The organism is Pseudomonas sp. NPDC087697 (genome assembly GCF_044743155.1).
GTDB lineage: Bacteria > Pseudomonadota > Gammaproteobacteria > Pseudomonadales > Pseudomonadaceae > Aquipseudomonas.
In genome coordinates this window covers 1-13160 of record NZ_JBIUVW010000074.1, presented here as the reverse complement: position 1 = coordinate 13160, position 13160 = coordinate 1, and the positions used below count along the sequence as shown (strand labels likewise).

The 13160-nt window shown below is 58.0% G+C and carries 14 protein-coding genes; 12 read left to right on the top strand and 2 right to left on the bottom strand.

All coding sequences use genetic code 11. The annotated features are described in order from the left end of the window. Nucleotides 1-315: hypothetical protein (locus ACIPIN_RS28350; RefSeq protein ID WP_401124685.1), on the top strand; the 315-nt coding region annotated here is incomplete at its 5' end. A gap of 9 nt (nt 316-324) precedes the next feature. Here the strand turns inward: ACIPIN_RS28350 and ACIPIN_RS28345 are convergent. Continuing rightward, complete coding sequence (locus tag ACIPIN_RS28345) at nt 325-1545, bottom strand: CaiB/BaiF CoA transferase family protein (RefSeq protein WP_401124682.1); 1221 nt, start codon at nt 1543-1545, stop codon at nt 325-327. Nucleotides 1546-1558: 13 nt separating this feature from the next. After that, nucleotides 1559-2740 (bottom strand): acyl-CoA dehydrogenase, encoded by a 1182-nt coding sequence (locus ACIPIN_RS28340; RefSeq protein WP_401124680.1) that lies wholly within the window; start codon nt 2738-2740, stop codon nt 1559-1561. 157 nt (nt 2741-2897) lie between these two features. Here ACIPIN_RS28340 and ACIPIN_RS28335 point away from each other — a divergent pair, with 157 nt between their 5' ends. The 11 genes from ACIPIN_RS28335 to ACIPIN_RS28285 all read left to right on the top strand — a co-directional run bounded on the left by ACIPIN_RS28335 (nt 2898) and on the right by ACIPIN_RS28285 (nt 13065). Beyond that, on the top strand, nt 2898-3818 hold the full coding sequence (locus tag ACIPIN_RS28335) for a LysR family transcriptional regulator (protein WP_401124677.1): 921 nt from the start codon (nt 2898-2900) through the stop codon (nt 3816-3818). A 430-nt stretch (nt 3819-4248) separates the two neighbouring features. Beyond that, nucleotides 4249-5370 carry a Re/Si-specific NAD(P)(+) transhydrogenase subunit alpha gene (locus tag ACIPIN_RS28330; RefSeq protein WP_401124675.1) on the top strand — a complete coding sequence of 374 codons (1122 nt, stop codon included), beginning with the start codon at nt 4249-4251 and terminating at the stop codon, nt 5368-5370. A gap of 15 nt (nt 5371-5385) precedes the next feature. Next, the gene (locus tag ACIPIN_RS28325; RefSeq protein WP_003187010.1) at nt 5386-5709 is read left to right on the top strand and encodes an NAD(P) transhydrogenase subunit alpha; all 324 of its coding nucleotides are present in this window, start codon (nt 5386-5388) and stop codon (nt 5707-5709) included. After that, complete coding sequence (locus ACIPIN_RS28320) at nt 5709-7145, top strand: NAD(P)(+) transhydrogenase (Re/Si-specific) subunit beta (RefSeq protein ID WP_401124673.1); 1437 nt, start codon at nt 5709-5711, stop codon at nt 7143-7145. Before ACIPIN_RS28325 ends, ACIPIN_RS28320 begins: the two co-directional genes overlap by 1 nt. Nucleotides 7146-7337: 192 nt before the next feature. Next, nucleotides 7338-8831: an acetyl-CoA hydrolase/transferase family protein gene (locus ACIPIN_RS28315; protein WP_401124671.1), complete on the top strand. Its 1494-nt coding sequence runs from the start codon at nt 7338-7340 to the stop codon at nt 8829-8831. A 319-nt stretch (nt 8832-9150) separates the two neighbouring features. Continuing rightward, complete coding sequence (locus ACIPIN_RS28310; RefSeq protein ID WP_401124669.1) at nt 9151-9366, top strand: DUF1127 domain-containing protein; 216 nt, start codon at nt 9151-9153, stop codon at nt 9364-9366. Between the two features lie 270 nt (nt 9367-9636). Continuing rightward, complete coding sequence (locus ACIPIN_RS28305) at nt 9637-9846, top strand: DUF1127 domain-containing protein (protein WP_123427843.1); 210 nt, start codon at nt 9637-9639, stop codon at nt 9844-9846. A gap of 180 nt (nt 9847-10026) precedes the next feature. Next, the gene (locus ACIPIN_RS28300) at nt 10027-10344 is read left to right on the top strand and encodes a DUF2388 domain-containing protein (RefSeq protein ID WP_123427845.1); all 318 of its coding nucleotides are present in this window, start codon (nt 10027-10029) and stop codon (nt 10342-10344) included. Nucleotides 10345-10451: 107 nt separating this feature from the next. Then, entirely contained in the window at nt 10452-10760 is a 309-nt protein-coding gene (locus ACIPIN_RS28295; RefSeq protein WP_401124666.1) for a DUF2388 domain-containing protein, read from the top strand. A gap of 26 nt (nt 10761-10786) precedes the next feature. Next, entirely contained in the window at nt 10787-11107 is a 321-nt protein-coding gene (locus ACIPIN_RS28290; RefSeq protein WP_401124665.1) for a DUF2388 domain-containing protein, read from the top strand. A 20-nt stretch (nt 11108-11127) separates the two neighbouring features. After that, on the top strand, nt 11128-13065 hold the full coding sequence (locus ACIPIN_RS28285) for a DUF4105 domain-containing protein (RefSeq protein ID WP_401124687.1): 1938 nt from the start codon (nt 11128-11130) through the stop codon (nt 13063-13065). Nucleotides 13066-13160: the final 95 nt, after the last annotated feature.

The window sequence follows — 13160 nt, the reverse complement described above, 5'->3', positions numbered from 1 at the left end:
TTACTCGCTGCTGTCAACACCTCTTTTTCTCCGCTTTCGACCGAGAAGATCGAACCGTTAATAAGGCGAAAACACACTGCCTTACCAACTCCTTCAGGCTTCGATGAACTGAAGCGTAACCGCTGCCGAAAACTGCATAACTCTTTGTTTACCAAGGAGTTTTCCGTTTCGACTGCGCCGGAAGTGGGGCGAATTATAGACTTCCAGAATCTGCCGTCAACACTTAATTTGGCTTTTCTATCAATGAGTTGCGGAAAGCCGAAAAAACAGCGTTTTCCCCTCTATATAGGAAGGGAAAACACCGCTCCTATATAGAAGGAACCATCAGAGCACTCCAGCCTCTTTAAAAGCAGCAACCGCGGCAGCCTCAAGACCCAGCACTCGCTGCAGAACCTCAAGCGTGTGCTCACCCAATAGAGGAGGGGCGCTGCGGTACTCCACCGGCGTCTCGGACAAGCGAATGGGACTGGCAACCTGCGGCACCAACCCAGCCAGCGCATGAGGAAGCTCGATCGCCAAACCACGCGCCTTAACCTGCGGATCGGCAAACACCTGCGACAGATCGTTGATCGGCCCGCACGGCACACCCGCCTGTTCCAGCTGCGCCACCCACTCGACGGTAGTCTTGAAGACCGTTGCCTGGCGAATCAGCGGAATCAGTACCGCACGATTCGCCACACGAAGCTTGTTCGTCGCAAACCGAGGATCATCCGCCCACTGCGGCTGACCAGCCACTTCCGCGAACTTGCGGAATTGCCCGTCATTACCCACCGTCAGAATGAAATCACCGTCCGCCGTCGGAAAGTCCTGATAGGGAACGATGTTCGGGTGAGCGTTACCCAAGCGCTTGGGGGCAATACCGGTAGTCAGGTAGTTCATCGCCTGGTTAGCAAGGCACGCCACTTGAACGTCCAACAGCGCCATGTCGATGTGCTGACCACTACCCTCATGCTCCCGATGAGCCAGCGCCGCCAGAATCGCTACCGTCGAGTAGAGTCCCGTCAGAATATCCGTCAACGCCACACCGACTTTCACCGGCCCGGCACCGTCATCACCTTCAGGGCGACCGGTCAGGCTCATCAAGCCACCCAGCCCCTGGATCATGAAGTCATAGCCAGCACGCTTGGCATAAGGACCGGTCTGGCCGAAGCCAGTGATCGAGCAATAGATCAGATCAGGGTTGATCGCCTTGAGCGTTTCGTAGTCCAGCCCATAGGCTGCCAGACCACCGACCTTGAAGTTCTCGATCAGGATGTCGGACTTCGCCGCAAGTTCACGAACCAGACGCTGACCTTCGGCCTGAGTAAAGTCGATGGTCACCGACTGCTTGTTGCGATTGGCCGACAGGTAATAAGCGGCCTCGCTGGTGTTCTCGCCGTAAGCGTCCTTAAGGAAGGGCGGCCCCCAGGCACGAGTGTCATCGCCATTGCCCGGACGCTCGACTTTTATAACCTCGGCGCCGAGATCCGCAAGGATCTGCCCGGCCCAAGGCCCGGCCAATACTCGCGATAAATCCAGTACCCGCAAATGTGATAACGCACCCATGGCCGCTCTCCTATTAATAGAACGCCTGGAGACCGGTCTGCGCGCGACCCAGGATCAGCGCGTGAACGTCATGAGTCCCTTCGTAGGTGTTTACCACCTCAAGGTTGACCAGGTGACGAGCAACACCGAACTCGTCGGAGATACCATTACCACCCAACATATCGCGAGCCATACGGGCGATGTCCAACGACTTGCCGCAAGAGTTGCGCTTCATCATCGAGGTGATTTCGACTGCAGCCGTGCCTTCATCTTTCATACGCCCCAGACGCAGGCAGCCTTGCAGAGCCATGGTAATTTCAGTCTGCATGTCCGCCAGTTTCTTCTGGATCAACTGGGTCGCAGCCAAAGGCCGGCCAAACTGCTGACGATCCAGGGTGTACTGGCGAGCGGTGTGCCAGCAGAACTCCGCCGCACCCAGAGCGCCCCAGGCGATGCCATAACGTGCAGAGTTAAGGCAGGTAAAAGGGCCTTTCAAACCGCGGACATCCGGGAAGATGTTCTCTTCGGGAACAAATACGTTGTCCATCACGATCTCGCCAGTGATGGAGGCTCGCAGACCGACCTTGCCGTGGATCGTCGGCGCGCTCAGACCTTTCCAGCCTTTTTCCAGAACGAAGCCACGGATATCGCCAGCATCATCCTTGCCCCACACCACAAATACGTCAGCGATAGGACTGTTAGTGATCCACATCTTGCTGCCGGTCAGGCTGTAGCCGCCGTCCACTTTGCGTGCACGAGTGATCATCGAACCCGGATCGGAACCATGGTTGGGCTCGGTCAGACCGAAGCATCCGATCCACTCACCAGTAGCCAGTTTCGGCAGGTACTTCTGTTTCTGCGCTTCGGTACCAAACTCATTGATCGGCACCATGACCAACGAAGATTGCACGCTCATCATTGAGCGATAGCCAGAATCGACGCGCTCGACCTCACGGGCAATCAGGCCGTAGCTGACATAGTTCAGACCGCTGCCGCCGTACTGCTCAGGAATGGTCGCACCCAACAGACCGATCTCGCCCATTTCGCGGAAGATCGCCGGATCGGTTTTCTCATGACGGAAAGCTTCCAGAACACGCGGCGCCAGTTTGTCCTGAGCAAACTGAGCGGCGGTGTCGCGCACCATGCGCTCTTCTTCAGTGAGCTGTTGATCCAGCAGCAGGGGATCGATCCAGTTGAAGCTAGCTTTACCGGCCATGAGAGAGTCCTCGCGAAGTAGGTCAAATATCGTGGACTGATCCTAGGCGCCGTTTCTGTATTGGGCAAACGAGGATTTTGCATACTGTTGTGCTAATTTCTCACTCCGTAATGGCCTTAAACGGCATCTATGCAAACTATTAGTGAGGTTGCCGTACATGCGCAGGAAGATACCCAGCACTGCCGCACTGATCAGCTTCGAAGCGGCAGCCCGACATGAAAGCTTTACCAAGGCTGCTCAAGAGCTATCGCTGACCCAAGGAGCAATATGCCGACAGATCGCCAGCCTGGAGGAGTTCCTCAGCGTTGAACTGTTCCGACGCTCACGACGCGGCGTGAAGCTGACCGAAGCAGGGCTTTCCTACAGCCGACGCGTCGCAACCCAGCTGGATGCCGTTGAGCGAGACACGCTGTCGGTGATGGGCCAGCAGGGCGCCAATGTCATCGAACTGGCGGTTGTGCCAACCTTCGGCACTCAATGGCTGTTGCCACGACTCAAGGACTTCCAGCAGCAACACCCGGAAGTCACGGTGAACCTGACCAACCGCACGCGCCCCTTTCTATTTGCCGACACCGACTTTGACGCCGCGATCTACTTTGGTGACGCCGATTGGTCCGGCACCGAATCCCACAGGCTGATGGGTGAAAATCCGATGCCGGTGTGCAGCCCGGCACTGCTCGGTGATCGCGCATACCTCAGCGCCGAAGTGATCGCCGACCTGCCGCTGCTGCAACAGACCACTCGCCCTTACGCCTGGCGCCAGTGGTTCGACTCACAGCACCTGAATGTCCCCCGCGACATGACAGGTCCGCGTTACGAGCTATTCTCCATGCTGGCTCAGGCAGCGATGCATGACATGGGCATCGCACTGATCCCACCGTTCCTGATTCAGCGTGAGTTGGCGGAGAAACGACTGGTGATTGCCAACCCTCAGGCCCTGTCGAGCATCAAGGCCTATTACCTGATGATTCCTGACCGAAAGGTCGAATCAGCCTCTTTACGCGCATTTCGCGATTGGCTGGTTAACCAGGCACACAGCTACAACCTAGAAGGACAGGGCTTATCCGCCACTAATTGACCACGTAGTCAGTAAAATTAAAGCACTACAGATATAACTAATTGTCGCATTTAAGCAGACTGTATCCGCAGGAAGCACAATCGTCCCACAAGCGCCTAACGGCGTGGCTTTGAGGTGCTAATTCGAAGCAATACCGCATCATTCACATAGCCGATGTGTAAATTCTTGAATTTCGGTAAAAAACCTTACAAGGCACGGGTTACAAGGGATTGAAGCAGTTAGTTGCGACATTCGGTCACGGGGTGACTTGTAGTTAATTTTCCGTCACCCGTCATAATCCCTTGAAGGCCACAAAGTTCGCCTGCAAAATGCCGCGCCCCGCCCGAAATACGGCGGGATCGTGCTGATCGGCCGCCCCAGCCGCACCCTCCGCAGTGCGCTGGCCTTCTAAGAAAGATCGAAAGCAATAAGATCAAGCAGGAGATTTGACGTGCACATTGGTGTTCCTCTCGAAACCCAGACCGGTGAAACGCGGGTTGCTGCAACCCCGGAAACCATCAAGAAGCTGATCGGCCAGGGTCATAAAGTCACTGTGCAAAGCGGCGCCGGCATTAATGCCAGCGTTGTCGACAGTGCTTATGAAGCGGCAGGCGCAATGATTGGCAGCGCCAACGATGCATTTGGCGCAGAGCTGATTCTCAAGGTTGTCGCACCCAGCGACAGCGAACTGGCCCTGATCAAACGCGGTACCGTGCTGGTTGGCATGCTCAACCCGTTCAGCAATGAAACCATTGCCAAACTGGCCGAGTGCGGCATTACCGCGTTCTCCCTGGAAGCGGCGCCGCGCACCTCCCGCGCGCAAAGTCTTGATGTGCTGTCCTCGCAAGCCAACATTGCCGGCTATAAAGCCGTGTTGTTGGCCGCCCATCACTATCCGCGCTTCATGCCGATGTTGATGACGGCAGCAGGCACCGTGAAAGCCGCTCGCGTGCTGATCCTCGGCGCTGGCGTGGCAGGCTTGCAGGCGATCGCCACCGCCAAGCGTCTGGGCGCGGTGATTGAAGCATCCGACGTGCGTCCGGCCGTGAAGGAACAGATCGAATCCCTCGGCGCCAAGTTTGTCGACGTCCCGTACGAGACCGATGAAGAGCGCGAATGCGCCGTCGGTGTCGGCGGTTACGCACGACCTATGCCAGCCAGCTGGATGCAACGTCAGGCCCTGGCCGTGCACGAGCGCGCCAAGCAAGCCGACATCGTCATCACCACCGCGCTGATTCCCGGCCGCAAGGCACCGGTATTGCTGAGCGCTGAAACTGTAGCGCAGATGAAACCAGGTTCGGTGGTCATCGACCTGGCAGCCGCGCAGGGCGGCAACTGCCCGCTGACCGTGGCCGACCAAGTGATCGTCGCGCACGGAGTGACTATTGCCGGCCCGACCAACCTGGCAGCACAGGTCGGTGCAGATGCCTCGGCTCTGTACGCCCGCAACCTGCTGGACTTCCTGAAGCTGGTCTTCACACCCGAAGGTCAATTCCAGATCAACCTAGAAGACGACATCGTCGCCGCGTGCCTGATGTGCCGCGACGGCCAAGTCATCCGCAAAAACGCCTAAGCAGGGATTCAGACGATGGAAGAGCTTATCTCCCCCGGTATCTACAACCTGATCATCTTCGTGCTGGCGATTTATGTCGGTTATCACGTGGTCTGGAACGTTACACCCGCGCTGCACACGCCGTTGATGGCGGTGACGAATGCCATTTCGGCGATCGTGATCGTCGGCGCCATGCTGGCAGCGGCACTGACCGTGACTCCGCTGGGCAAGACCATGGGCACCCTCGCTGTGGCTTTGGCTGCAGTAAACGTGTTCGGTGGCTTCCTGGTGACCCGCAGAATGCTTGAGATGTTCAAGAAAAAAGCCCCGAAAGCCGTAAAAGAAGAGGCGCCCAAGTAATGAGCATGAACCTCGTAACGACGCTCTACTTGATCGCGTCGATCTGCTTCATCCAGGCCCTGAAGGGTCTGTCGCACCCGACCTCGTCGCGGCGCGGCAATGTGTACGGCATGCTCGGCATGGCGCTGGCCATCGTCACCACCGTCGGCCTGGTGTTCAAACTTGGCTCTGAGCTGGCCACCGCCGGTATTGGTTACGTGATCGTCGGCCTGCTGATCGGCGGCACCGCCGGTTCGATCATGGCCAAACGCGTTGAAATGACCAAGATGCCAGAGCTGGTCGCCTTCATGCACAGCATGATCGGTATGGCAGCAGTGTTCATCGCCATCGCAGCCGTGGTCGAGCCGCAGTCTCTGGGCATCGTCAAACAACTGGGTGATTCGATCCCGGCCGGTAACCGCCTGGAGCTGTTCCTGGGCGCGGCCATCGGTGCCATTACCTTCTCCGGCTCGGTGATTGCGTTCGGCAAGCTGTCGGGCAAGTACAAGTTCCGCCTGTTCCACGGCGCACCGGTACAGTTCGGCGGCCAACACAAAATCAACCTGCTGCTGGGTCTGGCGACATTGGGCCTGGGCATCACCTTTATGATGACCGGCAACCTCGGCGCCTTCGCCCTGATGCTGGCGCTGGCCTTCGTGCTGGGCGTGCTGATCATCATCCCGATCGGCGGCGCCGACATGCCGGTCGTGGTGTCGATGCTCAACAGCTACTCCGGCTGGGCAGCGGCGGGGATCGGCTTCTCGCTGAACAACTCGATGCTGATCATTGCAGGCTCCTTGGTCGGTTCGTCCGGTGCGATCCTTTCGTACATCATGTGCAAGGCGATGAACCGTTCGTTCTTCAACGTACTGCTCGGTGGCTTCGGCAACAATGCAGACGCGGCGGGCCCGGCTGGTTCGAAAGAAGCCCGCCCGGTGAAATCCGGCTCAGCTGATGACGCAACCTTCCTGCTGACCAACGCCGACACCGTGATCATCGTTCCGGGCTACGGCCTGGCGGTAGCACGGGCACAGCACGCGCTTAAAGAGCTGACCGAGAAGCTGACCCACCGTGGCGTGACCGTGAAGTATGCGATCCACCCGGTTGCCGGTCGGATGCCCGGCCACATGAACGTGCTGCTGGCCGAGGCTGAAGTGCCTTACGACCAGGTGTTCGAGATGGAAGACATCAACTCCGAGTTCGGTCAGGCCGACGTGGTACTGGTGCTCGGTGCCAACGACGTGGTCAACCCGGCGGCGAAGAACGATCCGAAATCGCCCATCGCCGGCATGCCGATTCTCGAAGCCTTCAAGGCCAAGACCATCATCGTCAACAAGCGCTCGATGGCCAGCGGTTATGCTGGTCTGGACAACGAGCTGTTCTACCTGGACAAGACCATGATGGTGTTCGGCGACGCGAAGAAAGTCATCGAAGACATGGTTAAAGCCGTCGAATAAAGACTGCGCAAGCAGCAAGACCAAAAACCCCGGCCTTTGTAGGCTGGGGTTTTTTATTGCACACAAGATTAACTGCGCAAACCCGACCAAAGGTTCTAAATCAGGGGCCGGCATTCGACCATGGTAGCGGGGCGATTTTTTTTGAAATCACTAGACTGAGCATCTTGCTTCCGTTGCCCGAGATAATAATCCATGTACCGTGATCGTATCCGCTTGCCTTCGTTGTTGGATAAGGTAATGAGCGCCGCTGACGCTGCCGCTCTGATTCAGGACGGCATGACCGTCGGCATGAGCGGGTTCACCCGCGCCGGCGAAGCCAAGGCCGTGCCCCGTGCACTGGCCGAACGTGCCAAGGTCACGCCGCTGAAAATCAGCCTGATGACCGGCGCCAGTCTGGGCAACGACCTCGACAAACAGCTGACCGAAGCCGGCGTGCTGGCCCGCCGCATGCCATTTCAGGTCGACAGCACACTGCGCAAGGCGATCAACGCCGGCGAGGTGATGTTCATTGACCAGCACCTGTCGGAAACCGTGGAGCAACTGCGCAATCAGCAACTCAAGCTGCCGGACATCGCGGTAATTGAAGCAGTCGCTATCACCAAGCAAGGCCACATCGTTCCCACCACCTCGGTCGGCAACTCGGCCAGCTTCGCGATTTTCGCCAAACACGTGATCGTCGAGATCAACCTGGCGCACAACCCGAATCTGGAAGGGTTGCACGACATCTATATCCCGACCTACCGTCCGACCCGCACGCCTATTCCGCTGGTCAAGGTCGACGACCGCATCGGCAGCACTGCCATCCCGATACCGCCGGAAAAAATCGTCGCCATCGTCATCACCAATCAGTCCGACTCGCCGTCCACGGTGTTGCCGCCGGACAGCGACACCCAGGCCATCGCCGATCATCTGATCGACTTCTTCAAGCAGGAAGTGGCTGCCGGGCGCATGACCAACAAGCTCGGCCCACTGCAGGCAGGTATCGGCAGCATCGCCAACTCAGTGATGTGCGGGCTGATCGACTCGCCGTTCGAAGACCTGACCATGTACTCCGAAGTCCTGCAGGACTCGACCTTCGACCTGATCGACGCCGGAAAACTGAGCTTCGCCTCGGGCAGCTCGATCACCCTGTCGAGCCGCCGTAATGCCGATGTGTTCGACAACCTGGAGCGCTACAAGGACAAACTGGTGCTGCGCCCGCAGGAGATCTCCAACCACCCCGAAGTCGTTCGCCGCCTGGGCATCATCGGCATCAATACGGCGCTGGAGTTCGATCTGTACGGCAACGTCAACTCCACCCACGTCTGCGGTACGCGGATGATGAATGGCATCGGTGGTTCCGGCGACTTTGCCCGCAACGCGCACCTGGCGATCTTTGTCACCAAGTCGATTGCCAAGGGCGGGGCGATTTCCAGCGTGGTGCCGATGGTCAGCCACGTTGACCACACCGAGCATGACGTCGATATCCTCGTTACCGAGATCGGCCTTGCCGACTTGCGTGGTTTGGCGCCACGGGAGCGAGCGCGGGTGGTTATCGACAACTGTGTGCACCCGGACTATCGCGAAGCGTTGAATGCCTACTTCGAGGCGGCCTGCGCCGTCGGCGGACACACCCCGCACATCCTGCGTGATGCCCTCAGTTGGCACATCAGCCTGGAAGAAACCGGCAGAATGCTCCCCGTGTGATTGATACAGATGGCAGCTGACGCAAACACAATTTCGTCAGCTCGCCATTGCCAATCTTGTTTCCTGAAAAAACTGTACTGCTGTACCGGTCATTTCCTACCGTAATTGCCTACACTTTCAAGCCAAACACCTAAAAATGCACCATTAAAGTGCCGACAGGTACAGTTGCCTCGTTTTCGAGCAGTACAGCACCTATTAACAGTTAACTGGTCCCTCACAATACAGGTGAACTGTATCTAGAGAGACTGGCCAAACGAGAGGATCATTGGCATCAGTTAAACCACTACCTAATCCCGCCATAAGCGGAAGGATGTCAACCATGGAACGTACACTCAGTTCCGAACTGTTCTTCGAAGACAACGCTGCAAAATCCCAGGCTTCCATGCCTCTTCGCGTTATCGCCAACCTGATGCTGTGGCAGCGCCGCATCTCCAGCCGCCACCAACTGGCTCGTCTGGATTCGCGTCTGCTGGCTGACGCCGGGATTAGCGAAGCACAACGCTACGAAGAGCTGAGCAAGCCGTTCTGGCGCTAAATTAGCGTCGCTGGCTCTGACCCACCGGGTCCACCGCCAGCACCCCGAATTGCACACACAAAACCCGTCGTGGGAAACCACGACGGGTTTTGTCGTTTCAGGGCTGGAAAACAGGCGGTACAGAAGGGTAATCGCATGACAGATACAGTTAAAACAAATACACAACTTAACCAGTACAATTTAACACTGGTGTAGCTGCTCCGGCGACGGCGAAGCGACCAAGATGGTGTCCCAAGGCTGTTTAATCGGCCCCTCCGCGAGGAATACACCATGAATCGGTTACTTGATATTTCGCTCCCGCGTACTCGCCGGCCGTCTTTACTCACGCGGATGGCACAGTTGATCGCCGCTATCGGTCGAAGCATGGAAAGAGTGCGCAGCCGCAGCCAGCTGGCGCAACTTAATGAACAGCAGCTGTCTGACATAGGTATCAGCCACTCTGATCGACTGGTCGAACTGGACAAACCTTTTTGGCGCTAACGGTGTCTAGATGGGGTAACAGGGCTATTCGATCGGTTGAACAACGGCCTAATATCCGAAGACAACGTGGCGAGCCCTGCGCAGGGTACGTCTGATCCCTCAGACGTTTTGCAACGCGCAGTGGCTACCCAGCGTTATTCTTGGCGCCACTATCTATGGTTTATTCACAGGAGTTACCCCATGTCCCGTCTTCGTCTGCTCAGCGCCGCAGCCCTGCTGGCCGTGGCTGCCAATTCGCATGCCTCCAGCTTCATTATCACCACTGACACTGTCGTCGGTGCACTCAAGGACAGCTCCGACGCCACAACCAACCTCTCGTCTTCGCTGCGGGACAAGAAGATCGTTCGCGCCGCCCGTGACGACGCTGCCAGTTTCGTGGCCAGCGAAGGCGCCATCCGCGGCGTCCGCCTGGAAAGTGCTCTCGACTACATCCATACACAGGCTCCACAGCTGAAAGCCACTGACGCACAGCTGGCTCAAGCCATTCTGGCCATCTGATCGACCTCGGAAAACGGGAGCTCTCACAATGGGCCCCGTTTCCTCAGCGCTGGCTCTGGCCCGAGCATTACGCTAGCCTTGAGGCTCGTTTCCAGCCGTCGAGCCTCATGCATTTTCTTTCAAAACCATTCATCACATCCCTGTTTATCACTGCCTGCTGGACCAGCCCGGCCCACGCCCTGGACCTGTCGACGCAGAACCTCGTCGTCACCACTTATGCGACAAGCAAGGTGACCTCCGCACCCTTCGACCATAAACTGCTACTCGCAGCCCACGATGATGCTGCGGCGTTCATTGCCAGTGACGGTCAACTGCGAGGAGCGCAACTGGAGTCCGCGCTGGTTTACCTGCGCCAGACCCAGCCAAAACTTCATGCCAGTGACCTTGAACTGGCACAGGCAATTCTCGTCCAATAGTTATCCCGTTCTTCCGGAGTCGTTCCATGCGTAGCCCGCTGATTGCTGCCACCCTTGGCCTGTTGCTGTTGGCCGATGTGGCCCAGGCACATACCCTGGAAGCCACCAGTAACATGATCATCCGCGCCTCCCGGCGCACACTCGATTTCACCTCCGACACCACCACCTCGATTCGTGACCTGAAAGTCGTGCGCGAAGCCCATGACGACACGGCCAGTTTTGTCGCCAGCAATGGCGATATCCGTGGCGCACATCTGGAAGCCGCTTTCGATACCTTGCGCACCCGCGTGCCGGAAGCCCGCGACGCCAGTGATCAGGTACTCGCCGAAGCCATCCTCGCACTGTGAATACACTAGCCGCCTGGCTGATGGCCGGGATCGTATTGCTGCTTTGCAGCACGGCTCAGGCCAGCCTGCAATTACGCCTCAAGACCGACGGTCTGAGCCCGGCAGAGCAACAGGCCAGCCAGGCACTGCTGGATGAAGCAATGCAGGCACTGCCGCCGCGCTTCATTGAGCAACTGGACCGCCGGATTGATGTTGGCTGGACCGACGAAATGCCCGGCAACGCCTACGGAGAGGCGTCTCTGGTGTCTGAAGTGGACCTCAATCGCAACCTGCTCAAGGGGCTGGTCGACGGCAGCGCCGCGACGAAAAAAACCAATCGCCCCCACGGCACCGTACGCCGCGAAATGCTCGCCACAATGCTGCATGAACTCACGCATATTTATGACCGTGCGCGCTTGTGGACAAGTACCGAGCGTTTGCTGATCCAGCGCTGTACGCGACAGAACAACAGCTCAGGCCTGGTCGGTATTCCCGATCAATGCCGTGGCCAGACTGACCGTCGTTTCACCCTGAGCGATAACCCGCGCTTGCTGGACCTTGCCGGCTGGCCGCAATACGTCGGCCGACGCGGTGAACGCGAACAGCACAACCGTCAGATCGCCCGCACCCCGGACCTCTACGAGACGAGCAGTCCCAAGGAGTTCGTCGCGGTCAACATGGAGTATTTCCTCCTCGACCCGAGCTATGCCTGCCGCCGTCCGGCGCTGTACCGCTATTACCAGGAACACTTTGGCTGGGCTCCGCCGGCCAAAGACAATTGCGCCACGTCCTTCTCCTTCCTGAACGCGGGCAACGACTTTGCCAAACAACCGCTGGGGCAGGTCGATCCGGAGCGGGTCTACTCCGTCGATTACCTGCTCGCCGAAGCCAACCAGAATCTGGTCAGTCGCTGGGGTCACAGCATGTTGCGGCTGGTGATCTGCGCACCCGGTCGCCCACGCGGGCCGGACTGTCGACTGGATCTGGAATACTCCCTGGTGCTGTCCTACCGCGCCTTTGTCGGTGACGTACAACTGTCGAGCTGGGATGGTCTGGTCGGGAAGTACCCATCGCGACTCTTCGTGTTGCCGCTGTCGCAAGTCATCGACGAATACACCAAGACCGAACTGCGCAGTCTGGCCTCGGTGCCGCTCAATCTGTCGCGCAGTGAAATTGGAGAGCTGGTCGAACACGCCGCCGAGATGCATTGGAGCTACGACGGTAATTACTTCTTCCTGTCCAACAACTGTGCGGTCGAGAGCCTGAAGCTACTGCGCAGTGGCAGTAATAATCCACAGCTGATCGGCCTGGACAGCATCATGCCCAACGGTTTGCTGGAAATACTCAAGGCCCGCGGGCTGGCGGACACCAGCGTGCTCGACGATCCGCGCGAGGCCTTGCGTCTGGGCTATCGCTTCGACTCGTTCCGCGATCGCTATCAAGCGATGTTCGAGGTGCTGAAAAAGCACCTGCCGATCAAACAGGACAAGGTTGAAGACTGGTTGGCGCTGACGGCCGCAGAGCGTCGCCCGTGGTTTCAGCAGGCCGACCTGCGCACCAGCGCAGCACTGCTGTTGCTGGAGCAGGCGAGTTTCCGCCAGCAATTGTTGCTCGCCCAGAATGAAGTGAAACAACGTTACCTGGATGCCCGCGAGTTGAAAAACGGCGGCATGGACCAGGCCAATCAGACCTTGAAGCAGATTCTCGCCAACAGCGGTTTCCTCAGTCGTCCGGCAGAACTGCTCGACAGGGGCGGGTACGGCCTGCCACAGCCTAATGAATGGAAACGCCTGGAGTCGGAAAGTAGCTCTCGGCAAAAGAAATTGCAGGTGTTGACCGGCGATCTGGATAAAGAGGTCAGGGCGCTGCTTGAACCAGGCCGAGCCGCCGAGATCGCGGCGAATGAGGCCAACATCAAACAGCTGGGCGAACACCTGCGAGCCTTGCATAAGGCGGCCGGTGGGCTGGAGTTGCCTTAAGTCAAAAGATCGCAGCCTGCGGCAGCTCCTTGTATCTCGACTATCGCTCCGTCAGGAGCGATAGTTCTCGACTGATCATCGAGGGAGGGACCTGG